The following is a 23,824-nucleotide window of genomic DNA, read 5'->3' as shown; positions in this document are numbered from 1 at the left end:
GACGTCTTCCGATATCGACGAACGGAGATTACCATCCGGTAACCGAATGTTATTCACGTAAAGATCCCCATCCTCATCGGAGGATCACCATGCCCCGTCCCCGCCCCACCCGCCGCCTGCTCGCCGGTGGCACCGCCGCCGTCGCGGTCGCCGCGCTGCTGGTCGCCACCCCCACCCCACCCGCCACCGCCGCGCCCGCCGCCGTCACCACCAGCGGGTACGCGGCCAACGACAACTGCCTCGGCGAGTGCGGCGACATCCTGCCGCCGGGCCAGAACGGCAACGCCACACTGGTCGAGGTGCTCGGCAACCAGACCCTCGGCACCCTCCCCCGGCACTCCGCCGACCAACTCGGCCGGTACGCCGACCTGGTCTACGGCTACGCCGGGCTGCGCGAGGAGCAGATCGGCTCGTTCTTCGACGACGCGTCCTTCGGTGTCCCGCAGGGGCAGGTCGAACGCGACTACTCGCCCCGCGCCGACGTGCGCATCCTGCGGGACAAGGCGACCGGCGTCCCGCACGTCACCGGCAGCACCCGGGGCGGCACCATGTACGGCGCGGGGTACGCAGGGGCCGAGGACCGGCTGTTCACCATGGACCTGCTGCGGCACGTCGGCCGGGGCACCCTCACCTCGTTCGCCGGGGGCGCACCCGGAAACCGGGCGCTGGAGCAGAGCGTCTGGCGCAACTCGCCGTACACGGAGGCGGACCTCCAGACGCAGATCGAGGCGCTGCGCGACAAGGGGACGCGCGGCCAGCAGCTCTACGCCGACGTGCAGGAGTACATCGCCGGCATCAACGCCTACATCGGTGTCTGCATGGCCAACCGCAACTGCCCCGGCGAGTACGTGCTCACCGGCCACCTCGACGCGGTCACCAACGCCGGTGGCCCGGAGCCGTTCCAGCTCACCGACCTGATCGCCATCGCCGGCGTGGTCGGCGGGCTGTTCGGCGGCGGGGGCGGCACCGAGATGCAGTCCGCGCTGGTCCGGATCGCCGCCCGCGCCAAGTACGGGGCCACCGAGGGCGACAAGGTGTGGACGGGGTTCCGCAACCAGAACGACCCGGAGACCGTGCTGACCCTGCACGACGGGCAGAGCTTCCCGTACGGCGACGCCTCCCCGGACGCGGCCAGCGTGGTGCTGCCCGACGCCGGCTCGGCCCGGGTCGAGCCGATCTTCACCGACCCGACGGGTTCCGCCGGCACCGCCGCCGCCCACACCGGCGCGGCCCGTACCGCCGGTGCCGCCAAGGCCGGCACCACGAGCGCGGCCGGTGAGTTGGCCGCCGCGTTGTCCGGATTGACCATCAGCCCGGCGCACCGGGGCATGTCCAACGCGGCGGTGGTCTCCGCCGCGAACTCCGCGACCGGGCACCCGGTGGCGGTCTTCGGCCCGCAGACCGGCTACTTCTCGCCGCAGCTGCTGATGGTGCAGGAGTTGCAGGGGCCGGGCATCAGCGCCCGGGGGGCCGCGTTCGCCGGCCTCAACCTCTACGTGCTGCTCGGCCGGGGCCAGGACTACGCGTGGAGCGCCACCTCGTCGATCCACGACATCACCGACACCTACGCGGTGCCGCTGTGCACCACCGACGGCAGCGCCCCCACCCTGGCCGCCGACCACTACCTCTACCGGGGTCAGTGCCTGGCCATGGAGCAGCTCGCGCACGTCAACAAGTGGACCCCGACCCTCGCCGACGGCACCGCCAAGGGGTCGTACAAACTGGTCGCCTGGCGGACCAAGCTCGGCCTGGTGTCGTGGCGGGGCACGGTGGGCGGCCGGCCGCACGCCTTCACCCAGCTGCGCTCCACCTACCGGCACGAGGCCGACTCGGCGATCGGCTTCCAGATGTTCAACGACCCGGCGCAGATGGGCTCGGCGGACGCCTTCGTCGCCTCGGCCGACAACGTCGAGTACGCGTTCAACTGGTTCTACGTCAACTCCACCGAGTCGGCGTACTACAACTCCGGGCTGAACCCGGTGCGCGCCGTCGGGTCCAACCCGAACCTGCCGATGAAGGCCGAACCGGCCTACGAGTGGCAGGGCTTCGACCCGGCGACGAACACCGCCGACTACGCCCCGCTGGCCGCCCACCCCCGCTCGGTGAACCAGGACTACTACATCAGCTGGAACAACAAGCAGGCCAAGGACTTCGGCGGCGCGGACGGCAACTACAGCTTCGGCGCGGTGCACCGGGCCGACCTGCTGGACCGCCCGCTCAAGGCGGCCCTGGCCGCCGGCCGGAAGTTCGACCGGGGCTCGCTGACCGCGCTGGTCGAGCAGGCCGGCCTGACCGACCTGCGCGGGGCCGAGGTGCTCGACGAGCTGATCCGGGTACTGGAGAGCCAGCCCGTCACCGACACCGCGTCGGCCGCCGAGATCAGCCGGCTCAAGGCGTGGCGGCAGGACGGCGCACTGCGGGTGGAGACCGCCAAGGGGTCGAAGGTCTACCGGCACGCCGAGGCGATCCGCACCTTCGACGCATGGTGGCCGCTGCTGGTCCGGGGGATGTTCCGCGACCCGCTCGGCCCGGACCTCTACCAGTCGCTGATCAACGCGATCCAGGTCAACGAGTCCCCCTCCGGGCACCAGCAGGGCGACGTGTCCAACCTGCCCAGCTCGGCCAACGAGGCCCAGGCGCACAAGGGCTCGTCCTTCCAGTACGGCTGGTGGGGGTATGTCGACAAGGACCTGCGCGCGGTGCTCGGCGATCCGGTGCGCGGCGGGCCGGGCCGGGGTTTCTGCGGCGGCGGGAGCCTCACCGGCTGCCGGCAGGTGCTGCTTGACACGTTACGCGCGGCGGCAGCCACCCCGGCCGCCCAGGTCTACCCCGGCGACGCGAGCTGCACCGCAGGTGACCAGTGGTGCGCGGACGCGATCATCCAGTCGCCGCTGGGCGGGATCAAGCACGCCACCATCGCCTGGCAGAACCGGCCCACCTTCCAGCAGGTGGTCTCGTTCCCGTCCCGGCGGGGCGACGACCTGACCAACCTGGCCGCCGGCCAGCCGGTCACCGCGTCCGGCAGCGAGCTGTTCTTCGGGCCGGGCAAGGCCGTCGACTCGGACCTCGGCACCCGCTGGGCGAGCAGTTGGGCCGACGACCAGTGGCTCACCGTCGACCTCGGGTCGGCCCGCCAGGTGGGTCGGGTGACGTTGGCCTGGGAGTCTGCGTATGCCCGGTCGTACCGGATCGAGGTGTCCAGCGACGGGTCGAACTGGCGTACGGCCTGGTCGACCACGGCCGGCGACGGCGGCACCGACGTGGTCGCCTTCCCCACCGAGACCGCCCGGTACGTCCGGATGCACGGCGTGACCCGGGCCACCTCGTACGGCTACTCGCTCTGGGAGCTGGCGGTGTACGCGCACTGAGCCCGACGGGACCGGCCGGCGCGGAGGGCGTCCTCCGCGCCGGCCGGCGTCGGTCAGGCCAGCGAGATCTGGTCGCCCACGACCTTGATCTCCTTGGCGGCGAGCGGGGTGGTCGCCGGCCCGCTCTTCGCCGCCCCGTCGGTGATGGCGAACGTGCTGTTGTGGCAGGTGCAGTTGATCGTCCCGCCGTCGACGTTCGACACCGGGCAGCCCTGGTGGGTGCAGATCGGGTCGAACGCCTTGAACTGCCCCGCGGTCGGCTGGGTGATCACCACCCCCTGTGCGGCGAAGACCTGACCACCGCCGACCGGGATGTCGCCGGTCTTGGCGATCGGGGTGCCCGGCCCGCCACCGGTGGTGGCCGCCGGGGCACCGCTGGCCGGGGCGGCTGGCCCGTCGTCGGAATCGTCACCGCCGCAGGCGGTCAGGAGGACCGACGCCCCCACCGCGCCGGCCCCGGCCAGCAGGGCGCGTCGGGTCTGCGTACCGGCCCCGGTCACCGCCTGATCGTCGTTCATCTCCGGCCTTTCTCTCGGCTGCCGCAGCGAAAGTCGTCGACCTTCGCAGCCCTGCTGGACACACGCACGGCGGTGCCCGACGGTTCGCCCCGGCCCGCCACCAACGCATTCGGACGGCTGACCATATCGGACGGTCGCGCGCCGCGAGGGTCGGGAAGCCGACCGGGGACCGGCGCGTACCGTCGGCTCAGCGCGCCCCGGCCGGCACCTTGCGGGTACGCGCCTTCGGCGTGGTGCCGTTGGCCCTGGCCGCCCGGGTGACCGCCGCCTTCGCTCCCCGGGGCTCCCCGTCGAGCTTGAGCATCGGCCGCAGGAACTGGCCGGTGTGGCTCTCGGCGACCTCGGCGACCTCCTCCGGGGTGCCGGTGGCGAGCACCATGCCGCCCCGGTGACCGCCCTCCGGACCCATGTCGATCAGCCAGTCGGCCGTCTTGATCACGTCGAGGTTGTGCTCGATGGTGATCACCGTGTTGCCCTTGTCGACCAGGCCCTCCAGCACCATCAGCAGCTTGCGGATGTCCTCGAAGTGCAGGCCGGTGGTGGGCTCGTCGAGCACGTAGACCGTCCGGCCGGTGGAGCGCTTCTGCAGCTCGGAGGCGAGCTTGACCCGCTGTGCCTCGCCGCCGGAGAGCGTCGGCGCCGGCTGGCCCAGCCGCACGTAGCCCAGGCCCACGTCGTTGAGCGTCCGCAGGTGCCGGTGGATGGCCGGGATGGCGGAGAAGAACTCGGCCGCCTCCTCGATCGGCATCTCCAGCACGTCGGAGACGGTCCTGCCCTTGTAGTGCACCTCCAGGGTCTCCCGGTTGTACCGGGCGCCCTTGCAGACCTCGCACGGGACGTAGACGTCCGGCAGGAAGTTCATCTCGATCTTGATGGTGCCGTCGCCGGAGCACGCCTCGCAGCGGCCACCCTTGACGTTGAACGAGAACCGGCCCGGCCCGTACCCCCGGACCTTCGCCTCGGTGGTCTCGGCGAACAGCTTGCGGACGTGGTCCCAGACCCCGGTGTAGGTGGCCGGGTTGGAGCGCGGCGTCCGGCCGATCGGCGACTGGTCGACGCCCACCACCTTGTCGACGTGCTCCAGCCCGGAGACCCGGGTGTGCCGGCCCGGCACCAGCCGGGCGCCGTTGATCTGGTTGGCCAGCACCGCGTAGAGGATGTCGTTGACCAGGGTCGACTTGCCCGAGCCGGAGACCCCGGTGACCGCGATCAGCTGGCCCAGCGGGAACGGCACGGTCAGGTTGCGCAGGTTGTGCTCACGCGCCCCGTGCACCACCAGCTCCCGCTCCGGCGTCTGCGGCCGGCGGCTCTGCGGCGTCGGGATCTCCCGCCGGCCCGACAGGTACGCACCGGTCACCGACTCGGGGTTGTCGAGCAGCGCCGGCACCGACCCGCTGTGCACGATCCGGCCGCCGTGCTCGCCCGCGCCGGGCCCGATGTCGACGATCCAGTCGGCGACCCGGATGGTGTCCTCGTCGTGCTCGACCACGATCAGCGTGTTGCCCAGGCCGCGCAGCCGCAGCAGGGTCTCGATCAGCCGGTGGTTGTCCCGCTGGTGCAGGCCGATCGACGGCTCGTCGAGCACGTAGAGCACGCCGACCAGGCCGGAGCCGATCTGGGTGGCCAGCCGGATGCGCTGCGCCTCGCCACCGGACAGGGTGCCGGCCGCCCGGTCCAGGGAGAGGTAGTCCAGGCCGACGTCGAGCAGGAACTTCAGCCGGGCGTTGATCTCCTTGAGCACCCGCTCGGCGATCATCTTCTGCCGGTCGGTCAATTCGATGCCGGCGAGCAGCTCGGCCGCCTCACCCACCGACAGGTTGCACACCTCGGCGATGCTCTTGCCGGCCAGGGTGACCGCCAGCACCTCGGGCTTGAGCCGGGTGCCGCCGCAGGCCGCGCAGGGCACGTCGCGCATGTAGCCCTCGTACTTGTCCCGCGACCACTCGCTCTCGGTGTCGGTGTGCCGACGCTCGATCCACTGCACCACGCCCTCGAAGCCGGTGTAGTAGGACCGCTCCCGACCGAACTTGTTGCGGTAGCGCACGTGCACCTGGTCGTCGGAGCCGTGCAGGATCGTCTTCTGCGCCCGCGCCGGCAGCGCCCGCCACGGGGTGTCGACGTCGAAGTGCTGGCTCTCGCCGAGCGCCTCCAGCAGCCGCAGGAAGTACTCCAGGTTGTGCCCGGTGGCCCAGGGTTGCAGCGCGCCCTCGCGCAGGGTGCGCTCCGGGTCGGGGACGACCAGCTCCGGGTCGACCTCCTTCTTGGTGCCCAGGCCGGTGCACTCCGGGCAGGCCCCGTAGGGCGCGTTGAACGAGAAGACCCGGGGTTCCAGGTCCTCGATCGCCAACGGGTGGTCGTTCGGGCAGGCCAGATGCTCGGAGTAGCGGCGCTCCCGGGCCGGGTCGTTCTCGGCCAGGTCGACGAAGTCGAGCAGCACCAGGCCGTCGGAGAGGCCGAGTGCGGCCTCCACCGAGTCGGTGAGCCGCTGCTTGGCGCTCGACTTGACGCTGAGCCGGTCGATCACCACCTCGATGGTGTGCTTCTCCTGCTTCTTGAGCTTCGGGGGCTCGGTCAGCGGGTGCACCACCCCGTCGACCCGGGCCCGGGCGTAGCCCTTGGCCTGGAGTTCGGCGAAGAGGTCGACGTACTCGCCCTTGCGGCCCCGGACCACCGGGGCGAGCACCATGAACCTGGTCCCCTCGGCCATCGCCAGGACCCGGTCGACGATCTGCTGCGGGCTCTGCTTGGAGATCCGCTCGCCGCAGACCGGGCAGTGCGGTTCGCCGATGCGGGCGAAGAGCAGCCGCAGGTAGTCGTAGACCTCGGTGATGGTGCCGACGGTGGAGCGCGGGTTGCGCGAGGTCGACTTCTGGTCGATGGAGACGGCTGGGCTCAGCCCCTCGATGAAGTCGACGTCCGGCTTGTCCATCTGGCCGAGGAACTGCCTGGCGTACGACGACAGCGACTCCACGTAGCGGCGCTGCCCCTCGGCGAAGATGGTGTCGAAGGCCAGGCTCGACTTGCCGGAGCCGGAGAGCCCGGTGAAGACGATGAGCGCGTCCCGGGGCAGGTCGAGACTGACGTCACGCAGGTTGTGCTCGCGCGCGCCACGGATGATCAGACGGTCGGCCACGGTACGTGTGCTCCCGAAAGAAGAATGTGAGGCGGATCTGTCCGCTCCGAGTGGGATCTGAGCGGTTTTACGGGCGCAGAAGGAACGCCTCGGCAACTCTAGCCCCGGGGTACGACAACTTCCCTCACGCGCACATTCCCCCAGCTCACACCGGTCGGGTCGACCCGCCGTCCGACCCGACCCACCCCGCGCCCGACCCACCCCGCGCCCGGCCCCGGCCCCGGGCAGCCCGGGTTACCCGCCGTCCGGCCCGACCCGGTCGGCGGCCCGTGTCGGGCCGGTCAGAATCCGCCCGGCAGCGGCGGCGTCGCCGGACGGGCCGGTCGCCGACGGCCACCCCGACGGCCACCCCGCCGCTCGGCGGCCAGCCGGCTCTGCCGACGACCGCTCTCGTACGCCACCTCGCGCTGGAGACGACGCCAACTCTCCCAGCGCCGGGCCGGCAGCTCCCCGCTCTCCAACGCCTCCCGCACCGCGCAGGCCGGCTCGGCGGTGTGCCCGCAGTCGGCGTACCGGCAGCCGGTGGCCAACTCGACGATGTCGGTGAACGCCCGGTCCAGCCCGGCGTGCCCGTCGAGCAGGCCGACCGCCCGGACCCCGGGGGTGTCCAGCACCGCGCCGCCGCCGGGCACCGGGACCAGTGCCCGCCAGGTGGTGGTGTGCCGGCCCTTGCCGTCGACGCGTCGGATCGCCTGGGTCGCCATGACGTCCGCCCCGACCAGGGCGTTGACCAGGCTCGACTTGCCCGCACCGGAGGGGCCGAGCAGGGCCAGCGTACGACCCGGCGCGACAAGTGGACGCAGCGGTTCCAGGCCGGTTCCCCGCTCGGCGCTGACCGGCAGCACCGGCACCCCAGGGGCCACCGCGGCGAGTTGCCGGGCCACCGCCTGCGGATCGGCGGCCAGGTCGACCTTGGTGAGTACCACCAGCGGCTCGGCCCCCGACTCGTGGGCCAACGCGAGCAGCCGTTCGATCCGGGCGGTGTCCGGCTCCGGGTGCACCGGTTCGACCACCGCCGCGGTGTCGAGGTTGGCGGCGAGCACCTGCCCGCTGGCGTCCTTGCCGGCGGTCCGGCGGATCAGCGCGGTACGCCGGGGCAGCACCGCGTCGACGGTCACCGGGCCGTCCGGCCAGCTGGCCAGCAGCACCCAGTCGCCGGCGCACGGCAACGCGGTCAGGTCACGGGCGGCGGCGGCCAGCACCGCCGGGCCCAGGCTGGCCCGGACCGGTCCGTCCGCGCCGAGCACGGTGCACGCCCCCCGGTCGACCCGGGTCACCCGGCCGGGCCGGCGGTCCGGACGCCGCCGCGCGTACGCCGCCCGCTCGGCGTCCAGGCCGAGGGCTGTCAGATCGATGGTCATGTCATCCTCATCGGGGTCGGAGCTGGTCATGGCGCAACACGCGTACTGCGACCGGCATGATCACCACCCCCGTCCGTCGTCCCGGTACCGCGTCCAGGCCGACGGTAGGCCGCGCACCGACGCGCCGAAAGCGAATTCCCCGGCGGCGCAACGCTCCCGGGACCGCTAGGGTCGTGGCGTGACCACGGATCCATTGCTGTTGACAGGTGAGGTGGACGACGCGACCGACCGGCTGCTGCACACCGCGGCCGGGTTCGACGCGGCGGCCGTCGCGGCCCCCTGCCTGCTGCCCGGCTGGACCCGCGGCCACGTGCTGACCCACCTGGCCCGCAACGCCGACGGGTTCGTCAACCTGCTCACCGCCGCCCGCACCGGCGAGGACATCCCGATGTACGCCAGCGCCACCGCCCGGGACGCCGACATCGCCGCCGGTGCCGGTCGGCCACCCGCCGAACAGGTGGCCGACCTGCGCCGCAGCGCCGACAGGTTCGCCGAGGCGGTGGCCGCCATGCCGGTCGAGGCGTGGCGCGCCACCGTGCAGACCCGACGCGGCCCCTGGCCGGCCGCCATGCTGGTCTGGGGCCGGCTGCGCGAGCTGGAGGTGCACCACGTCGACCTGGGTGCCGGCTACCGGCCGGCGGACTGGCCGGCGGCGTTCGCCCAGCACCTGCTGCACGAGGTGGCCGGCGGGCTCGCCGACCGGCCCGACGCGCCGGCGATGGTGCTGCGGCCCGCCGACGGCAACCGGCCGGAGCTGGTGGTGGGCGACCCGGCGGACCCCCCACTGGTCGCCGGCCCCGCCGCCGAGCTGGCCGCCTGGTTGATCGGCCGCAGTAGCGGCGACGGGTTGACCGTCACCCCGGACGGTCCCCTGCCGACCCCACCGGAATGGATATAGACCGCCCATGAGCTACACCGGAGACGTCACCCACGGCGGCCCGCCCGCCGTCCGGGAGCTGGACCGCCTCACCGTCACCAAGCTGTCGGTCGGCCCGATGGACAACAACGCCTACCTGCTGCGCTGCCACGACACCGGGGCGCAGGTGCTCATCGACGCCGCGAACGAGGCGCCCCGGTTGCTCGACCTGATCGGCGACGCCGGGCTGGCCTCGGTGGTCACCACCCACCGGCACATGGACCACTGGGTGGCCCTGGAGGAGGTCGTCGCCAAGACCGGCGCCCGCGCCCTGGTGCACACCGACGACGCCGAGGGACTACCGATCGCGGCAGAGACCCTGACCGAGGGTGACACCGTCGCAGTGGGAGACCAGACGCTTGAGGTGATCCACGTCAAGGGGCACACTCCCGGCTCGGTGGCGCTGCTCTACCGCGATCCGGCCGGCACCCCGCACCTGTTCACCGGGGACTCGCTGTTCCCCGGGGGGCCTGGGGGGACAACAACTCCGGAGGCGTTTGCGCAGGTCATGGACGACTTAGAGGCGAAGGTTTTTGGTCGCCTACCGGATGAGACCTGGTTCTATCCGGGGCATGGGAAGGACTCAACGCTGGGTGCGGAGCGCCCTTCCCTGCCGCAGTGGAGGCTGCGAGGCTGGTGAATTCGTTTCAGGATGCCCGGGGTCGGCTTTCGCCGGTTCCGGGCTTTCGCGTTTCTGGGGTGTTCTGGTTTTGCAGGAATTGCAGGTAGGTGAGCGCGCCTTGCCTTGCGGTTTCGGACATGTCGGGGTCTCGGAGGATGGCGATGGCTTCCTCGACGAGCGGGTCGAACTGGCGGGGTGGTGCGGGCGGCGGGTCAAGTTCGTCGCGGGTGACGAGTCCGAGGGCGATGGGGATCTCGACGACGGGGATGTTCAGCGCCCGGATGATGTTGCGGATGAGGTCGGCTTCGGGGCTGTTGGTCTTCCCGTTCTCGTACCTCTTGATGGTTTCGATGCTGACACCGGACTCTTCGGCCAAGTCACGTTGCGTCCAGCGACGGGCGCGGCGCGCTTCCCGGATGAGTTGACCCAGGCGCGCCGGCCCAACCTCCTCGGCTGACATGAGGTCACAATAGTGCAGGTCATGCCGCAGTTCAGATGCCAGCGCTGACACTTTTCTCATGAGGGCTCCCCAGCCTTTAACCCCAACCTCGCCACTCTGAGCGAGGACGTGTGCACTACCCGCACAGATTACATCGATAAACCCCTTTCGCAGCTGTAGACACCCAACCTCTTGCATGTCAGTGCTGACACCTTCATGATGGTGTCATGACAGACACCCTGGTCCTGCATCGTGGGGTCAAGGCCGACACCGACACCCGGTACCGACTCACCCCCGCCGCCGCGCAACACGCCCTCCGGGTTCTCGGCCTCCGCCGCAAAGAAGACCTCGCCGAACACCTCGGCATCTCCCGCAGCAGCCTCTTCCGCCTCTTCGACGGCAACTACCGCATCAGCCTCGCCCAAGCCGAACAATGGGCCAACCTGATCGGCTGGCCCATCCGCCGCGTCTTCGAGCGCTGCGACAACCTGAGCGAGGCCGCCTGATGGCCCGCTACCAGCTCGACGACCCGGCCCTCGCCGCCGCCCTCGCCGAGATCGCCGAACGGGACACCGCCAACTGGCCGGAACCCGACGCCGAGCAGATGGCAACCCTGGCCCGGCTACTCAACGCCAACACCCGTAGCCGTCGCCCCGCCTCCGCCGCCCAGCCGTTACGGCGTGCCGCATGACGGCCCCTGTCATCACCCACCCCGCCGGCACCGCCCGCCCGCTGCTGTCCGGCGGTTGGGCTGTCGACTGCGGCGGCACGTTCCCGACGATCGTCACCGATCGGGATGCGGCCCGCCGGGAGCTTGACGCCCACGCTGCGGCGAAGGTGGCACGCCGATGACCCAGCTCGACATCCTCGCCGCTGGTACCCCGTTCGACGCCATCAGGCGGGTCGACGTGGACGGCACCGAATGGTGGTCCGCCCGCGACCTCATGCCGCTGCTCGGCTACGACCAGTGGCGACGCTTCGAGGACGCTATCGAGCGGGCGGAGCTTGCCGCCCGCAATACGGGGCACCGCACCGAGCAGGCTTTTTGCCGGCTCCGGCAAGAAGGCACTGGTGGTGCCCCCCGCGCCGACTTCCGGCTCACCCGCTACGCCGCCTACCTGACCGCCATGAACGGCGACCCCAGGAAGCCGGAGATCGCCGCCGCCCAGACCTACTTCGCGGTGAAGACCCGGCAGGCCGAGGTCCGGGAGGAACTAGACGAGCTTGAGGTTGCCCGCCGCTACGTGAAGGCGATCGAAGACAAGCGTGCCGCCCTGGCCCGTGCTGAGGTCGCCGAGTCGAAGCTTGCGATCGCCGCCCCGAAGGCCGAGCACTGGGATGTTCTCGCTTCCGCTGACGGTGACTTCTCCGTCGCCGACACGGCGAAGATCCTGTCCCGCGACCCGAACATCAAACTCGGGCAGGGTCGCCTGTTCACCGTCCTGTTTCAGTTGGGCTGGCTGTACCGGCAGCGCGCCGACGGCCGGTGGCGGGTGTACCAGCAGCACATCGACGCCAAGCGCCTGTCTGAGCTGCCGTCGTCCCACTACCACCCGCGCACCGGCGAGCTGGTGTTGGACCCGCCGCAGGTGCGGGTTACCGCGAAGGGTGTCGCCGAACTGCACCGCCACCTGGGCGGCACTGGCACGCCCCGCATCGATCCCTGAACGAGCTGAACGCCACCGGCCGGAATCCGATGGCGTTCGCTGCTCCGCCCCCACAACCGACCCAGCAGAGGAAAACGGTTATGACGACGACGCAAGTACAGCACACCATCAGCCGAACGGATGACACCACCCCTGTTTGGCCCAGCCCGTCGGATGACGCCGGCTGGCATGACCCGGACACCGTGCTCCGCCTGGCGCACCCCACCATCCACCCGGCTGCGCAGCCCGGCTGCGACCTGTGCCCGCCGGTCGGCTGCCGCTGCGGTGTCGCCGGCTGCCCGGACGTGTTCGACCACTCCCGGGTGTACGCCGCCGCTGAGACGACCGTGCGGGAGGTGGCCGCCTGATGGGCAAGCTCCGAAGCGCACGCCGCGTCGCCGAGCACCGGCCCGCCACCCGCCGCCGCCGGTTCGCCCACGACGACCTGGTCGCCGTCGACCTGTTCTCCGGATTCGGTGGCCTGACCCGTGGCATCGAGAAGGCCGGGTTTACCACGATCATGGCGGCGAACCACAACGCCTACAAGGTTCAGGTTCACGAGGCCAACCACCCGGACGCCGAACACTGGATTGCCGACCTGGTCGACCCCGAATCGTCCGACTACCACTCGGCCCGCGACCTGCCGGCCGCCGACATCCTCGTGGCCGGCGTGAGCTGCGTGAACCACTCGCAGGCCAACACGCAGAAGGCATACGAGCAGCGGATGAGCCTGTTCGACCTGGACGACCCCGACTTCGACGCGCGGGTGACCCGCAGCGAACGGGACCGGGCGACCGCCAACTGCGTTCTCCACTACGCCGCACAGCACCACCCGCGCATGATCCTCGTCGAGTGCACGACCGAGCTGACGTCGTGGGGGCCGGCGATCCCGGGCAAGCCGAAGATCGGCGACGGGTCGACGTACCGGTGGTGGCTCAAACAGTTCGACAACCTGGGCTACCGGCACAAGGTGCTGTACCTGAACTCGATGTTCTTCGGGGTGCCTCAGTCGCGGAACCGGTACTACTGCGCGTTCTGGGACAAGAACATGCCCGTCCCGGACCTGGAGCACCGGCCGGCGTCGTGGTGTAGCAGGTGCAGCGAGATCGTGCCCGCCGTATGGACCTGGAAGACCGGCATTCCCCTGACCGGATCGGTGAGCTATGGCAAGCAGTACAACTACCGCTGCCCGCGCTGCCGGTGCGAGGTTGTGCCGCCGATGAGCCCGTCGTTGAGCGCGCTTGACCTGAGCAACCTTGGTGTCCGGATCGGTGATCGGGCCAAGCCGCTCGCTCCCGCGACGATGGCCCGCGCTGAGCGTTGCCGGCAGCGGTTCGCCGAGTTCCCGGCGGTGCTCATGCCCGCGAAAGCTGTGCGGGGTGTGGAGCGGCACCCGTGGCAGCCGATGGCAACCCAGACCAGTCAGCAGGAGACGGCGGTTCTTTCGGCCGGCGTGCCCACAGGTGAGCGGCCGGTTCTTCTCGCCGCAGTGAACAACTTCCAGGGTGCACCCCGGGGGGTGGACGAGTCTCTGCCAACCCAGGGCGGTTCGGAGACTCTGGGGTTGCTGTCCGCAGGGGTCGTGCCGCTGCGGAAGAAGGGCGTTCCTCGCGGCGCGGACGAGCCGCTGCCGACTCAGGCGGGCTCGGAAACCCTCAGCCTGTTCTCGGCTGGGATCGTGCCGTTCCGGAAGAACACCGTGCCGACCGTGCACACCGAGGCGATGCCGACGGTGACGTCGGAGCAGATCCCTGGACTGTTGACCGCAGCCGGGTTCATCAAGAACAACGGCGCGATCGGCGAGGCTGCGTACCGGGCGCACCCGGTCAGTAATCCGCTCGGCACGGTAGTCGCGTCCGGAGCCAATCAGGGGTTGTTGTTCTCCGGCTGGCACGAGCAGCACCAGGGCTCGGTTTCCGCCCCGGACTGGTGGCAGGCGGCGCTCGCCGGCCTGGCCCTTAACGACTGCTACTTCCGGATGCTCGGCCCGCACGAGGTCGGCCGTGGGTGCGGCTTCGACGTCGACTTTCCCGACTATCGGGGCAGCTTCGTGGTGTGGGGTTCCGCCCGGGACCAGGTAGACGGGTTCGGGAATGCCGTCAGTCCGCAGGTTGGTGAGTGGATTGGCTCGCGGCTGCGGGCTGCGCTGCACAGCGAGGTGGCGGCGTGACCGGCTCGGTGCTGCTGTTGACCCGCGATGACCCCAGCCGACCGCCGCTGGTGGTGCCGATCAGCCCCGACCAGATGGCGGAGGCGAAGGAGTGGCTGCGGCGGCGGGTGGAGAGCGCAGCGTTCGGTCACCGCACGGTGAAGATCGTGGACGCCAAGAAGCAGCGCCGGTTCAGCTTCACCTCCGGCACCACCGGCCACCGGGTCACCTGCTCGCACTGCGGGTGGACCAGCCGGGGGCGGGGCAACGCACAGAAGGTGGCCGACCGCAGCATCGGCCACGAGTGCGCGGGCGTGGAGAGCTACCAGGACATGCTTGCCCGGCACGTCGCCGAGGCGGCGGCACCGTGAAGCGGGCGTTCCTCTCATTCGACGTGCGGCTGTGCTCCCACTGCGGCGAGGTGATCCTGCGCCCGAAAACCCGCAGCAGTGATGTGCGGGGCCGATTGCGTTGGCTGCACACCGATGAGCGGGCCGGCTGCCTCAACCAGCTGACGCGGGAGCCGACGGGTGAGGTGGCGGAGCCCCGGACGGATTCGCCGCATGTCGACGGAGGCTTGCTGGCCCGGAATTTGCGTTCCGCCCGACTGCGGCGGGGTGGTCGGTGGTGAGTGTTTCTGTCCGCGTGGTGTGGCGTGTCGCCGTGGTGGTGCTGCTGTCGGCGCTGGTGTTGGCTGCCGCCGGCTGGTGGCTGGCCGCCGCCGGGTTGATGTGGCCGCTGGGTTGGCTTGCCGGCCGGTGGTCGTCCCGTGCTGAGGCTGCCGTGCTACACGCCGAGCTGGACCGCAGCAGGACGCGCATCGATCGGCTGGAAGACCAACTGACTTTCTGGCCCCCGTCGCCTGCCGCCGGCCGCCCCGACTGGTCGGCCCGAAACCGCAACAGCAACACCGCCTCACGCGACGCCTCACCGTCGCACACCACCCCCGTCTGACCGTCCCCGGAAGGGAGCACCCCTCTCATGCGTCTGCTCGACCGCCTGTTCAGCAAATTGCACCCCGCAACCGTGCACACCGCCCCGAATGCTGGCCCCACCATCCCGCCGGTGCGGGGTGTTGCCCGGGTGCCGGCCAACACGCCGCCGATCCCGCCCAGCGATGAGGACACGACCCGTCTGCCGCCGGTGCAGTCCCGCTACAACGGGCTCCGCGCCGATGTGCGGGCCGTCAACCGCAACATGATCCCGTCGCAGCGTCGCGGGTCGACACGGTCGGCGGTGGGGCTGTGAGCCGCTTGGCTGATCTGACGGTGTTGTACCGGGACGCGGACGTGATTGCCCTGTCTGTGATTGCCGGCCTGCTCGTCGGCCTGTGGGCGGTGCTGCTCGTCGACTGGCCGCGTGTGGCCGCCTGGTGGTGTCGGCCGCCGTTCCCGCCGCTGCTGCCGCGTGTGCCCGTCGACCGGATCACCTGCCGGTCCCGGCGGGCTGAGCGTCACGAGCAGGCCGTGTTCGCGGCCATCGCCGACCAGGCGTTCGACGTCACCTACACCTGCCACCAGATCACCCGCGACCACGCTGAGGAGACAAGCCGATGAGCACCCTTCTGGCAATCCTGCTCGTCAGCTTCGGCATGGTCGTGTCGGGCATCGGGGGTGCCCTCATCCGGGACCTCATTGTCGAATCCCGCGCCGACGCGGCCAAGGGTCGACGTGAACTGATCGAGGCACGTAGCCCGAGCCGGGAGACACCGAAGCATCGGGCAGGCAACCGTCACGAACAGGCACCCGCCGAACAGCCAACAGAGACACCCGCGCCTGGTATCGCCGCCGATGTTCAGGCCCCACCGCCGGTGTACCAGCCCCCGTACCGGGCGGCCGGCACGGCGGCGGTCGACATGGACTTCATGGACCAGCTCGTGGCCAGCAATTCGGTGTTGGAGTCGCTTGCCTACCACGAGCCGCTTCGGGCTGCCGCGAACGACGAGCCGACGACGCTGCTGCCACCCACCCTTGAGGAGTCGCGTCGTGCTCACTGAAATCCACATCCGGTTGACGGCCATGCACTTCCTGCTCGGGTTCGCCGTGCTGATGCTGCTGGTGGCGGCGGCGTTCCTGGCGGGCGTGTGGGCGATGCGCCCGGAGCGGGACGTGCCGACGGTGGATCCGCCCGAGGCGGTGGACACCATGCCGTTGCCGCGCGGACATGCGGGTGGCCCGCGCACCGGTGCCCTGCATGGTCCCCGCTATCAGATCGGGGTGGCGGAGGCCCCAACCCAGGTGTTGATGGCCCGGGTGTCGGATGCGCCGGACGCCACGCAGGTCATGCCGGCCATGCTGGGTGGTCGCCGTGGCTAGGCCGAAGGACGGGCGGCTGTGGGCTCTGCTCGCAGACCAGTTCCGGCAGGCAGGTGCCAACAACCACTACCGGCATGCGCGTATCGCTGTGGCGATTGTCCGCCGCGAGCGGGCAACCAACGGTGTCCGAACGTGGGCACCTGGCGAGTCAATTCCGCAGGACATCGCCCGGGTGTACGACCTGGACGGGTACGTGTGGGTGCGGCAGTCCTGCGACCCAGCGAGCACCCTCCGCGATTCGTGGAAGATGCTCGGCTTCGACCCGGACAACCATGCCCCGGAGTGTGGGGGCGTCTACCTGACCCCGCATCTGCTGGACGCGTGGGGGCCGGTAACCGAGGTGCGCCGTGGCTGACTACGTGGTGGAGGTCAACGAGGGCGTTGTAGAGGCCAGCCGACAGGGCGTCGACTGGTGGATTGCCTTCCGTGTCCGCTTCAAGGGCACGGGTCGGATCGTGGACACGAAGCCGGCGTGCGTCATCGGCGGTGTCTGCGAGGTGGTGTGTGACAGCCGCGCCGACGCGGAGTGGTTGGCCGCCAGCATGGTGCAGGATCACGGGCTGCCGAAGACGGCGGTGCGGGTCAAAACGGCGGCGGTGTGCCGTGGCTGACCGCACGTTCGTGGGACTCCCCACCGTCGGCGGCCAGGACGCCGCATGCGCCTACTCCCCCGACATCGACAAGCCGGCCTGCGGGCAGGAAGTAACCCACCACGTCATCGGACGGTCGGAAGGCTGGGGCTGGGTGGCGCTCAACACCTGCGCCGATCATCTGCCGTTCGCGGTGGCAGCCTGCGCCGTGCTGGATGTGCATACCGCTGGTGGCTGCTCGGGTGTGCACCACGAACCGGCCGGTGATGGCCGTGGCTGATCGGGAGCGGTGTGTGCCGCTGGTCGACGACGACGGCCAGGTAGTCGCGTCGGTGCGGGTGTCCGGTGACCTGGATGAGGTGGCCCGCCGGCACCTGCTCAACATCGTGGAAGCCGCGTTGCGGCTTGACGCCGAGCTGGATGCGGTCGACCCGGAGCGGGTGACGCGCCGCGAGGCTGCCGCCCTGCGACGTGCCGAGCGGGGCCGGCGTTGGCGGGGTGAGGCGCGGTGAGCGCGTCAGGCGTCGCGCTTGCCCTTCGGGTGGGTGAGCCCCGCCGCTTTGAGGATTCGGCCGACGTGGTTCCGGTCGTACGGGACGTCTTCTTGGATCTCGGACGGTTTCAGGTCGGCTTGCCGGGCGGCGATGATCGCGGCGGCGAGTTCCTTCCGCTCGTCTTCATGCTTCTTGACGCGGGCTGCTGCTCGGCGCAGCCGCGCCCGCGCTGCTTCCTTCGCGTCGTCGGTCATGCGGGTGAGTATGCCGCATGGTGTTGCATCGGCGCGAGTCACCCCGTAGGATTGCAACATCAGGTTGCAACGATCGCTTGCAACGCAAGATGGATTGATTCTTCCTCCTACCTCGGGAGTCGATGGCGCATGTCCTACGAAATCCCCAAGCCTGGCCGGTACCGCCGCATCAAGGACGGCGTGCTGGTTCAGGTGCTCGGCTCCACCGGCGGCGAGTGGAACAGCGACGTCGCGGTCAAGGCCGCCCGACTGGCGCACGTCCGGTTGGAGAACTTCTGGAAGAAGTACGAGGAGGCGAAGTGACCGCCCCCACCATCGGCTTCGACCTGGTCGCCGCCCGCCGCACCACCCCCAACTGGCCCCCGCTCGACGGTGACCTGTGGGCCGACCGGGACGGCGACCAGTGGCTCACCTACCTCACCGACAGCGACACCACCGGCTTCCTCAACATGCTGCGTAACGCCCGCTGTCTGCCCTCCTACCTGTTGGAGACTCGCGGCCCGCTGCGGCTGATGTCGGCGGGCCACGAACGGCAGCGGGCGGAGCAGCTTCCGGCCGGGTTCCGCGAACGGCAGGCCGCCTATCTGGCGTCGGTGTGCTGGTTGTGCGGGCCGGAGGGTGCGACCGGCCCGGAGTGCGACGGCTGCGCTGACGAGGCGGTGGCCGCATGAACGCCGTCGTCTGCCGCCCCAACCAGTTCCTTCTCCGCCGCATCACCTTCTGCCCCACCGAGCAAAAGCGCCGCCGCTTCGCTGGCCGGGACGCAGCCTGGTACGGCACCACCTGGACGTGCTGCGGATGCGGCGACTCGTGGACGGACGGGGAGCGGCACGAGCGCCCCTTCCGGCGCGGCTGGCGATCCGCTGCCGTGGCGGCGGCGCGACGCGTATGGGATGAGGCTGCCGCGTTCGATCCGGCCGACCACGCGGCGTGGGTTCGAGCGGAAGTGGCGGCGTGACCGCCCCCGTCGTCGCCCCGCACCCGCTGCCGCCGGTGTTTCCCGTTCCCTACCACGACCCGCAAGAGGGTGTGCTGCCGTCCGCGCAGACCCGCCGGGTGTCCTGCCCCACCTGCGGGGGTCGGGCCGGATCACTGCTGGCCGGCTGCGGAAAACCGGCGTGCCGCCGGGCTGACCTCGACTACGACGCCGCACTAGACGCGAGGTGGGACCACTGATGGCCTACATCGCCAAGGTCGACATTCGCCGGGGCGTCAGTAAGGGGACGGCCGAATGTGAGAACTGCACCCGACTGCACCCGGACTCCACCCGTGAGCGGGTCCGCCAGCACGTCCAGCAGACCGGCCACACCGCATGGGTCGTCGTGGAAGACCAGACCCGGTACAGCCCGAAAGAAGACGGGGGTTCCGACCAGTGACGCAGACCCTCACCGCCGGGCCGGTACCCGTCGCCGGTTGGGACGCCACCGAAGACGAGTGGGTTGCTGCCCGTCGCCACGGGCTCGGCGGGTCCGACATCCTCGCCGTCCTCGGATTCTCCAACTACCGCACCCCCTGGGACGTGTGGGCCGAGAAGACCGGCGTCCGCACCTGGCAAGACGACGCGGGGGCCGCCGCCGACCTCGGCCGCGACCTGGAGCCGTGGCTGATCGGGCAGGCCAACCGCATTCTCAACGTGCCCGTCACCACCACCGCCTACCGCACCTACGCCCACCCCCACCACCAGTGGCAGCGGTGCTCCCCCGACGGCATCACCGCAGACGGCCGGCTCGTGGAAGCCAAGACCGCCGGGTTGCAGTCCGGGTTCGGCACCCCCCACGGGTGGGCCGACAACAGCATTCCGTTGGGCTACGAATTTCAGGTCCGCTGGTCCCTGTACGTCATGGACTCCCCCGCCGCCGAGGTCATCGCCCTCATCGCCGGCATGGGCGTCCAACGCCGCACCGTCATCCGTGACATCAGCATCGAACACGAACTGGTCGGGCAGGTCACCGACTGGTACCAGCAGCACATCGTCGCCGGGGTCGAACCGCCCATGGGCAAGGTCGACAACGCGGCCATGGCGAAGCTGTACCCCACCTACACCCCGGCCGCCGAAGTTGACCTCACCGGCGACACCGACGCGGTCGAACTGTGGCACGCCTACCGGGATGCCCGCGACCGCGAGTCGGCGGCGAAAGCCGAGAAGGAAACCGCCGGTGCTGGCCTCAAGAAGCTGATCGGTGACCGCGAGGTGGCGAAGGTCGACGGCCATCCGATCGCCACCTGGTCGAACAAGAAAGGCCAGGTCGACTGGCCCCGCCTGGTGGCCGCGCTGGTCGAGCAGCACCACATTCCGGCACCCAACCCGGACGAGTACCGCAAGCCCTCCACCCGCTCCCTGAACGTGAAGGACGCCGCATGACGACGAAGCCTCAGCCTGACGCGAAGACCGCCCTCGCCACCCGGCGGGAGAACGGTGGGGTTGCCACCAACACGATCGCCGACCAGATCCGGGCCATGGAGAAGGAATTCCAGCTCGCGATGCCGAAGGGTGCCGAGGCCACCCAGCTCATCCGCGACGCCCTGACCGCGCTACGGATGACGAAGAACCTCGCCAAGTGCGACGCCAGTTCGGTGCTGGGTTCGCTGATGACCTGCGCGCAGCTTGGCCTCCGCCCGGGGGTTCTCGGTCACGCCTGGCCGCTGCCGTTCTACACGAAAAAGCACCACCAAGACGAGAACGGTCGGTGGATCGCCGGCTACAAGGCTCAGTTGGTTATCGGCTATCAGGGCTACATCGAGCTGGCGCACCGCTCCGGCAAGATCGCGTCTCTGATCGCCCGGACCGCCTACGAGGGTGACGAGTTCGACGTCGACTACGGCATCGCCGACAACCTGGTGCACAAGCCGAACCTGTTCGGTGAGCGGGGAAACCCGATCGCCTACTACGCGATCGTCAAGTTTCAGGGCGGCGGGTACGCCTTCTTCGTCATGTCACACCAGGACATGTTGAAGTACCGCAACGACAACGCGACCGCGAAGAACCGCGACGGCGAGGTGTTCGGCCCGTGGGTCGACAACTTCGAGGGCATGGCGCACAAGACCTGCGTGCGTCAGCTCGCGAAGTGGATGCCGAAGAACACTGAGATGGCCGTCGCCATCGCCGCCGATGAGGGTGTTCGGGTCGACCTCCGTCCGACCGTTGACGCGGCCGAGGTGACGGAGCGCCCCGAGGTCATCGAAGGGGAGGTTGAGGAGCGGCCGACGTCGGGTGCCCCGACGGGTGCCGGTGAGTGGCCGGTGACGGCGCAGCCCGCCGGAGCGAACGGCAGCGCCTCGGCGTGAAGCGTTCGCCTCTCAACGCGATGTCCGGCAAGCGGCGGGCCAAGCTTGCCGCTGCCGGCGTCGCCAACCCGTTCTCAACTCTCACCAACAACGGTGCTGCCGGGCGTGACATGACGCCGCGCCTGGCGGCCCCCGCCCCCAAGCAGCGCCGCCCCCGCGACACCGGTCCCGCCGCCGAAGTCCGCGCCCTCATTGCCGCCCGCTCCGGCGGCTGCTGTGAGTGGCCTGTCTGCCCCCGCCTGTACACGGATGTGCACCACCGGCTGAACCGGAAGTCGGGTGGCCGGCGTGGTGCCGCCGCTGCCCGCATCAACGGTGCCGCATGGCTGCTGGCAGCCTGCCGCCCCCATCACGAGCGGGTTACCAACGCGGTCGGCGAGGTGCGGGCGGATGCGGAGCATGCCGGCTGGGTGCTGCGCGAGTTCCAGAACGCCGAGACGACGCCGGTGTTCACCCGCCACGGCTGGGTGCTGCTCACCCCCGACGGCGGTTTCACGATCTCTCACTCCCCCAACCAGACCGCACAGGAGGCACACGCATGAGCACTTACCCCTACACCGACGCCGAGCGCGAGAAGTTGCAGGCGGTGAAGGACTTCAACGAGCGCCACAACACCGGCGGGTGGGTGGCCCACAAGTCCGGCCACCGAACCGAGTATCGGCAGACCACCGGCAAGGCGATCATTCTCGACAGCGGCCCGTTCATGCGCGCTGTCGTGTGGCTCGACGGCGACGACCGCGCCGTCGACTTGGCCGATGTCACGGTGATCCCGGCTCAGCCGGACGGGCTCAACGAGCACTACGAGGACGACAGTGACCTGCCCGACCCGGTGAAGGCCGCCGAGCGTGTCCGCGACTACATCACGGCGAACGGTGACGGCATCTACGACGTGCTCGACGGGCATCCGCTGTACGCCCGCGACTTGGAGGCCATCTGCCGGGCGGTCCTGTCCAAGGCAGAGGTGGCGGCGTGACCGCGACCCTGGGGCAGGGCCGGGATTTCACCGCCATCACCATCACCGACACCAACCGGGCAACCCTCACCGTGGAACGCAACGACGACGGCCGCATGTCGGCGTGGATCGCCGAGCCGGGAGGCAACGACGGGCATTCGGTGCTGCTCGACGAAGTGGACGCGGTCAGTGTGTCCGCGTACCTGGCCGGGCGGAACACCGACCCGATGGCGTGGCTGACTGCCTCCCGCCAGCAGGCCGCCACCTACGCCAACGAGATCGGCCGGTTGAAGGCCGACCTGGAGCGGATGCGAGCCGAGAACGCCGCACGGGATGCCGTGGTAGAGGCGGCGCAGGTGTGGCGGGCGCAGTTCTACAAGCGGGATGTCATCAATTTCCCTCGCCGCGCCGCCCTGATCGCCGCCGTGGATGCCCTGCCGCAGGCGGTGACCGCATGAGCACCACCACGATGCCGGAGCCGCCCGACCGCGCCATCGTCGGCATGTTCGACCCCACCGACCCGGCCGCTGTGCCCGTCGCCTACCGCCGCGACGACACCGAGATCGAGAACTACGAGGGCGACGAGCCTGTCTGGTTCGGCGACGACGGCGAATGGTCGTGGGCGGATGTTCTGCGAATCGCCACCGAGTCGGGCCGCGAACTGATGCGCCTGTACCGGGCCGACGACCCCGCCGTCACCGGCGCGTTCAACGCGGGTGTGGAGGCCGCCGTGGCTTTGCTCGAACAGTTCGCAGAGTCGTGCAAGGGCGTCGCGTACGACGGCATGTGGGCCGACGTCATCGGGGAAGCCCGCACGGCGGTGAAGCCCTGATGGCCGCCACCCTCGCCGACAACCCGGGGGCCAACGCCCTCGGCGAGTACATGTCCCACATCTCCGAAGAGGTGTACGCCGCCGGCTGGCTGTCCGGCACCGAATGGGTGCTGTGGCAGGCGCTACTCGACTGGCGTGCCACCGGCCGCGCCTACTGGTCGCCGGGCACCGAATTTCCGCAGAACATCACTGAACTCATGCCGTCGCTCGACTGGTTGCAGAGGCAGACCGGCGGGTGGGTGTGGTGGTTGGACGACGGGATGCGGTTCGTGCCGGAAGCCCGGTGGGGGCTGCTGGTTGTCGCCCGGGACGCGTCCCGCTGGGGTTGGCAGACCCGCAACGAAGAACTCGACCAGGCGGTGCCCCGATGACCGCTCGCCGCCGGCCGGAAGACGACTTCCAGCGCAAGGTGCTCGACCTGTGCAAGCTGCTGCACCTGCACACCGCCCACTTCCGGCCCGCCATGACCGCCGCCGGCCGGTGGATTACCCCCGTCAGCGGTGACGGGAAAGGTTGGCCGGACCTCACCATCGTTGGCCCCGGCGGTGTCCTGTTCCGCGAACTCAAGTCGGCGACGGGTTCCCACAGGCCGGAGCAGCGGCAGTGGGCGGTGTGGCTGGCGGAGGCCGGTCAGGACGTGGCGGTGTGGAAGCCCCGCGATTGGGAGTCGGGGCGCATCGCCGCCGAACTGGACGCCATTCGCCGCCCGGCCGCACGCATGGCGGTGTCCGGTGCCTGACGTTGCCCTGCTTGCCGTCCGCCGTGCGGTCCTGCCCTGGCGGGACGCCTACGGCAACACGGTCGCCGTCCGCGACGGCCTGATCCACATCTACCTGCCCGCCCCGGTTCTGCCGCCGGTGGACGCCCTCGACCTGTGCGCCGCCCTCGGCCGTGCTGTCACTGACATCGCAGAGCAGCGCACCAACCCCAACCACAGCAAAGGAGCCTGA

At 70.3% G+C, this 23,824-nt stretch carries 38 protein-coding genes; 33 read left to right on the top strand and 5 right to left on the bottom strand.

Going from position 1 to position 23,824, the window contains the following annotated elements:
* The first annotated feature begins 89 nt into the window (after positions 1-89).
* Positions 90-3,368, top strand: coding sequence for a penicillin acylase family protein (locus OHQ87_RS03720; RefSeq protein ID WP_328344949.1), 3,279 nt, complete (start codon positions 90-92; stop codon positions 3,366-3,368).
* Between the two features lie 53 nt (positions 3,369-3,421).
* Here OHQ87_RS03720 and OHQ87_RS03715 read toward each other — a convergent pair whose 3' ends face one another.
* The 3 genes from OHQ87_RS03715 to rsgA form a co-directional block, all read right to left on the bottom strand.
* Positions 3,422-3,886, bottom strand: coding sequence for a Rieske (2Fe-2S) protein (locus tag OHQ87_RS03715; protein WP_328344947.1), 465 nt, complete (start codon positions 3,884-3,886; stop codon positions 3,422-3,424).
* A gap of 187 nt (positions 3,887-4,073) precedes the next feature.
* Positions 4,074-7,019: an excinuclease ABC subunit UvrA gene (gene uvrA / locus OHQ87_RS03710; protein ID WP_328344945.1), complete on the bottom strand. Its 2,946-nt coding sequence runs from the start codon at positions 7,017-7,019 to the stop codon at positions 4,074-4,076.
* 281 nt (positions 7,020-7,300) lie between these two features.
* Positions 7,301-8,380 (bottom strand): ribosome small subunit-dependent GTPase A, encoded by a 1,080-nt coding sequence (rsgA, locus tag OHQ87_RS03705; RefSeq protein WP_328344943.1) that lies wholly within the window; start codon positions 8,378-8,380, stop codon positions 7,301-7,303.
* 178 nt (positions 8,381-8,558) lie between these two features.
* Here rsgA and OHQ87_RS03700 point away from each other — a divergent pair, with 178 nt between their 5' ends.
* Positions 8,559-9,278: a maleylpyruvate isomerase family mycothiol-dependent enzyme gene (locus OHQ87_RS03700; RefSeq protein ID WP_328344941.1), complete on the top strand. Its 720-nt coding sequence runs from the start codon at positions 8,559-8,561 to the stop codon at positions 9,276-9,278.
* Between the two features lie 7 nt (positions 9,279-9,285).
* Entirely contained in the window at positions 9,286-9,936 is a 651-nt protein-coding gene (locus tag OHQ87_RS03695) for an MBL fold metallo-hydrolase (RefSeq protein ID WP_328344939.1), read from the top strand.
* A gap of 7 nt (positions 9,937-9,943) precedes the next feature.
* Here the strand turns inward: OHQ87_RS03695 and OHQ87_RS03690 are convergent, their stop codons facing one another.
* Positions 9,944-10,378, bottom strand: coding sequence for a helix-turn-helix domain-containing protein (locus OHQ87_RS03690; RefSeq protein ID WP_328344937.1), 435 nt, complete (start codon positions 10,376-10,378; stop codon positions 9,944-9,946).
* 206 nt (positions 10,379-10,584) lie between these two features.
* Between OHQ87_RS03690 and OHQ87_RS03685 the strand changes: the two genes are divergently transcribed.
* From OHQ87_RS03685 to OHQ87_RS03610, 16 genes are all read left to right on the top strand, one after another.
* Positions 10,585-10,863: a helix-turn-helix transcriptional regulator gene (locus tag OHQ87_RS03685; protein ID WP_328344935.1), complete on the top strand. Its 279-nt coding sequence runs from the start codon at positions 10,585-10,587 to the stop codon at positions 10,861-10,863.
* Positions 10,863-11,048 carry a hypothetical protein gene (locus tag OHQ87_RS03680; RefSeq protein ID WP_328344934.1) on the top strand — a complete coding sequence of 62 codons (186 nt, stop codon included), beginning with the start codon at positions 10,863-10,865 and terminating at the stop codon, positions 11,046-11,048. The genes OHQ87_RS03685 and OHQ87_RS03680 overlap by 1 nt, the downstream gene beginning before the upstream one ends.
* Positions 11,045-11,209 carry a hypothetical protein gene (locus OHQ87_RS03675; protein ID WP_328344933.1) on the top strand — a complete coding sequence of 55 codons (165 nt, stop codon included), beginning with the start codon at positions 11,045-11,047 and terminating at the stop codon, positions 11,207-11,209. The genes OHQ87_RS03680 and OHQ87_RS03675 overlap by 4 nt, the downstream gene beginning before the upstream one ends.
* The gene (locus OHQ87_RS03670) at positions 11,206-12,024 is read left to right on the top strand and encodes a phage antirepressor KilAC domain-containing protein (protein WP_328344932.1); all 819 of its coding nucleotides are present in this window, start codon (positions 11,206-11,208) and stop codon (positions 12,022-12,024) included. Before OHQ87_RS03675 ends, OHQ87_RS03670 begins: the two co-directional genes overlap by 4 nt.
* Before the next feature lie 182 nt (positions 12,025-12,206).
* A complete protein-coding gene (locus OHQ87_RS03665) occupies positions 12,207-12,371 on the top strand; it encodes a hypothetical protein (RefSeq protein WP_328344930.1) in 165 nt (54 codons plus the stop codon).
* A complete protein-coding gene (locus tag OHQ87_RS03660) occupies positions 12,371-14,173 on the top strand; it encodes a DNA cytosine methyltransferase (protein ID WP_328344928.1) in 1,803 nt (600 codons plus the stop codon). The genes OHQ87_RS03665 and OHQ87_RS03660 overlap by 1 nt, the downstream gene beginning before the upstream one ends.
* A complete protein-coding gene (locus tag OHQ87_RS03655) occupies positions 14,170-14,523 on the top strand; it encodes a hypothetical protein (RefSeq protein ID WP_328344926.1) in 354 nt (117 codons plus the stop codon). The genes OHQ87_RS03660 and OHQ87_RS03655 overlap by 4 nt, the downstream gene beginning before the upstream one ends.
* A 256-nt stretch (positions 14,524-14,779) precedes the next feature.
* Entirely contained in the window at positions 14,780-15,106 is a 327-nt protein-coding gene (locus OHQ87_RS03650; protein WP_328344924.1) for a hypothetical protein, read from the top strand.
* Between the two features lie 27 nt (positions 15,107-15,133).
* Complete coding sequence (locus tag OHQ87_RS03645; protein ID WP_328344923.1) at positions 15,134-15,400, top strand: hypothetical protein; 267 nt, start codon at positions 15,134-15,136, stop codon at positions 15,398-15,400.
* Between the two features lie 41 nt (positions 15,401-15,441).
* Positions 15,442-15,708 carry a hypothetical protein gene (locus tag OHQ87_RS03640; RefSeq protein ID WP_328344922.1) on the top strand — a complete coding sequence of 89 codons (267 nt, stop codon included), beginning with the start codon at positions 15,442-15,444 and terminating at the stop codon, positions 15,706-15,708.
* Positions 15,705-16,148 carry a hypothetical protein gene (locus OHQ87_RS03635; RefSeq protein ID WP_328344920.1) on the top strand — a complete coding sequence of 148 codons (444 nt, stop codon included), beginning with the start codon at positions 15,705-15,707 and terminating at the stop codon, positions 16,146-16,148. The genes OHQ87_RS03640 and OHQ87_RS03635 overlap by 4 nt, the downstream gene beginning before the upstream one ends.
* Positions 16,138-16,467 (top strand): hypothetical protein, encoded by a 330-nt coding sequence (locus OHQ87_RS03630; protein ID WP_328344918.1) that lies wholly within the window; start codon positions 16,138-16,140, stop codon positions 16,465-16,467. Before OHQ87_RS03635 ends, OHQ87_RS03630 begins: the two co-directional genes overlap by 11 nt.
* Positions 16,468-16,639: 172 nt before the next feature.
* A complete protein-coding gene (locus tag OHQ87_RS03625; protein WP_328344916.1) occupies positions 16,640-16,822 on the top strand; it encodes a hypothetical protein in 183 nt (60 codons plus the stop codon).
* Positions 16,815-17,078, top strand: coding sequence for a hypothetical protein (locus OHQ87_RS03620; protein WP_328344915.1), 264 nt, complete (start codon positions 16,815-16,817; stop codon positions 17,076-17,078). The genes OHQ87_RS03625 and OHQ87_RS03620 overlap by 8 nt, the downstream gene beginning before the upstream one ends.
* The gene (locus OHQ87_RS03615) at positions 17,071-17,337 is read left to right on the top strand and encodes a hypothetical protein (protein ID WP_328344913.1); all 267 of its coding nucleotides are present in this window, start codon (positions 17,071-17,073) and stop codon (positions 17,335-17,337) included. The genes OHQ87_RS03620 and OHQ87_RS03615 overlap by 8 nt, the downstream gene beginning before the upstream one ends.
* On the top strand, positions 17,330-17,569 hold the full coding sequence (locus tag OHQ87_RS03610) for a hypothetical protein (RefSeq protein WP_328344911.1): 240 nt from the start codon (positions 17,330-17,332) through the stop codon (positions 17,567-17,569). The genes OHQ87_RS03615 and OHQ87_RS03610 overlap by 8 nt, the downstream gene beginning before the upstream one ends.
* A gap of 5 nt (positions 17,570-17,574) precedes the next feature.
* Here OHQ87_RS03610 and OHQ87_RS03605 read toward each other — a convergent pair whose 3' ends face one another.
* Entirely contained in the window at positions 17,575-17,805 is a 231-nt protein-coding gene (locus OHQ87_RS03605) for a hypothetical protein (RefSeq protein ID WP_328344909.1), read from the bottom strand.
* A 129-nt stretch (positions 17,806-17,934) separates the two neighbouring features.
* Here OHQ87_RS03605 and OHQ87_RS03600 point away from each other — a divergent pair, with 129 nt between their 5' ends.
* The 14 genes from OHQ87_RS03600 to OHQ87_RS03535 are packed head-to-tail and all read left to right on the top strand — an operon-like array spanning position 17,935 to position 23,824.
* Complete coding sequence (locus tag OHQ87_RS03600) at positions 17,935-18,108, top strand: hypothetical protein (RefSeq protein WP_328344907.1); 174 nt, start codon at positions 17,935-17,937, stop codon at positions 18,106-18,108.
* Entirely contained in the window at positions 18,105-18,476 is a 372-nt protein-coding gene (locus OHQ87_RS03595; protein ID WP_328344905.1) for a hypothetical protein, read from the top strand. Before OHQ87_RS03600 ends, OHQ87_RS03595 begins: the two co-directional genes overlap by 4 nt.
* Positions 18,473-18,763: a hypothetical protein gene (locus tag OHQ87_RS03590; protein ID WP_328344903.1), complete on the top strand. Its 291-nt coding sequence runs from the start codon at positions 18,473-18,475 to the stop codon at positions 18,761-18,763. Before OHQ87_RS03595 ends, OHQ87_RS03590 begins: the two co-directional genes overlap by 4 nt.
* A complete protein-coding gene (locus OHQ87_RS03585) occupies positions 18,760-18,981 on the top strand; it encodes a hypothetical protein (RefSeq protein ID WP_328344901.1) in 222 nt (73 codons plus the stop codon). The genes OHQ87_RS03590 and OHQ87_RS03585 overlap by 4 nt, the downstream gene beginning before the upstream one ends.
* Complete coding sequence (locus tag OHQ87_RS03580) at positions 18,981-19,181, top strand: hypothetical protein (RefSeq protein ID WP_328344899.1); 201 nt, start codon at positions 18,981-18,983, stop codon at positions 19,179-19,181. The genes OHQ87_RS03585 and OHQ87_RS03580 overlap by 1 nt, the downstream gene beginning before the upstream one ends.
* Positions 19,178-20,167 carry a lambda-exonuclease family protein gene (locus OHQ87_RS03575; RefSeq protein WP_328344897.1) on the top strand — a complete coding sequence of 330 codons (990 nt, stop codon included), beginning with the start codon at positions 19,178-19,180 and terminating at the stop codon, positions 20,165-20,167. The genes OHQ87_RS03580 and OHQ87_RS03575 overlap by 4 nt, the downstream gene beginning before the upstream one ends.
* A complete protein-coding gene (gene recT, locus OHQ87_RS03570) occupies positions 20,164-21,090 on the top strand; it encodes a recombination protein RecT (protein WP_328344895.1) in 927 nt (308 codons plus the stop codon). The genes OHQ87_RS03575 and recT overlap by 4 nt, the downstream gene beginning before the upstream one ends.
* Positions 21,087-21,632, top strand: coding sequence for a hypothetical protein (locus OHQ87_RS03565; RefSeq protein ID WP_328344893.1), 546 nt, complete (start codon positions 21,087-21,089; stop codon positions 21,630-21,632). The genes recT and OHQ87_RS03565 overlap by 4 nt, the downstream gene beginning before the upstream one ends.
* Positions 21,629-22,063, top strand: coding sequence for a hypothetical protein (locus OHQ87_RS03560; RefSeq protein WP_328344891.1), 435 nt, complete (start codon positions 21,629-21,631; stop codon positions 22,061-22,063). Before OHQ87_RS03565 ends, OHQ87_RS03560 begins: the two co-directional genes overlap by 4 nt.
* Complete coding sequence (locus tag OHQ87_RS03555; RefSeq protein ID WP_328344890.1) at positions 22,060-22,500, top strand: hypothetical protein; 441 nt, start codon at positions 22,060-22,062, stop codon at positions 22,498-22,500. Before OHQ87_RS03560 ends, OHQ87_RS03555 begins: the two co-directional genes overlap by 4 nt.
* Positions 22,497-22,874 (top strand): hypothetical protein, encoded by a 378-nt coding sequence (locus OHQ87_RS03550; RefSeq protein WP_328344889.1) that lies wholly within the window; start codon positions 22,497-22,499, stop codon positions 22,872-22,874. The genes OHQ87_RS03555 and OHQ87_RS03550 overlap by 4 nt, the downstream gene beginning before the upstream one ends.
* The gene (locus OHQ87_RS03545) at positions 22,874-23,245 is read left to right on the top strand and encodes a hypothetical protein (RefSeq protein ID WP_328344887.1); all 372 of its coding nucleotides are present in this window, start codon (positions 22,874-22,876) and stop codon (positions 23,243-23,245) included. The genes OHQ87_RS03550 and OHQ87_RS03545 overlap by 1 nt, the downstream gene beginning before the upstream one ends.
* Positions 23,242-23,613: a VRR-NUC domain-containing protein gene (locus tag OHQ87_RS03540; RefSeq protein ID WP_328344885.1), complete on the top strand. Its 372-nt coding sequence runs from the start codon at positions 23,242-23,244 to the stop codon at positions 23,611-23,613. The genes OHQ87_RS03545 and OHQ87_RS03540 overlap by 4 nt, the downstream gene beginning before the upstream one ends.
* On the top strand, positions 23,606-23,824 hold the full coding sequence (locus OHQ87_RS03535) for a hypothetical protein (protein WP_328344883.1): 219 nt from the start codon (positions 23,606-23,608) through the stop codon (positions 23,822-23,824). The genes OHQ87_RS03540 and OHQ87_RS03535 overlap by 8 nt, the downstream gene beginning before the upstream one ends.

The organism is Micromonospora sp. NBC_00421 (assembly GCF_036017915.1).
GTDB lineage: Bacteria > Actinomycetota > Actinomycetes > Mycobacteriales > Micromonosporaceae > Micromonospora.
The sequence above is the reverse complement of the archived record's forward strand: the minus strand, read 5'-3'. Positions and strand labels throughout refer to the sequence as shown.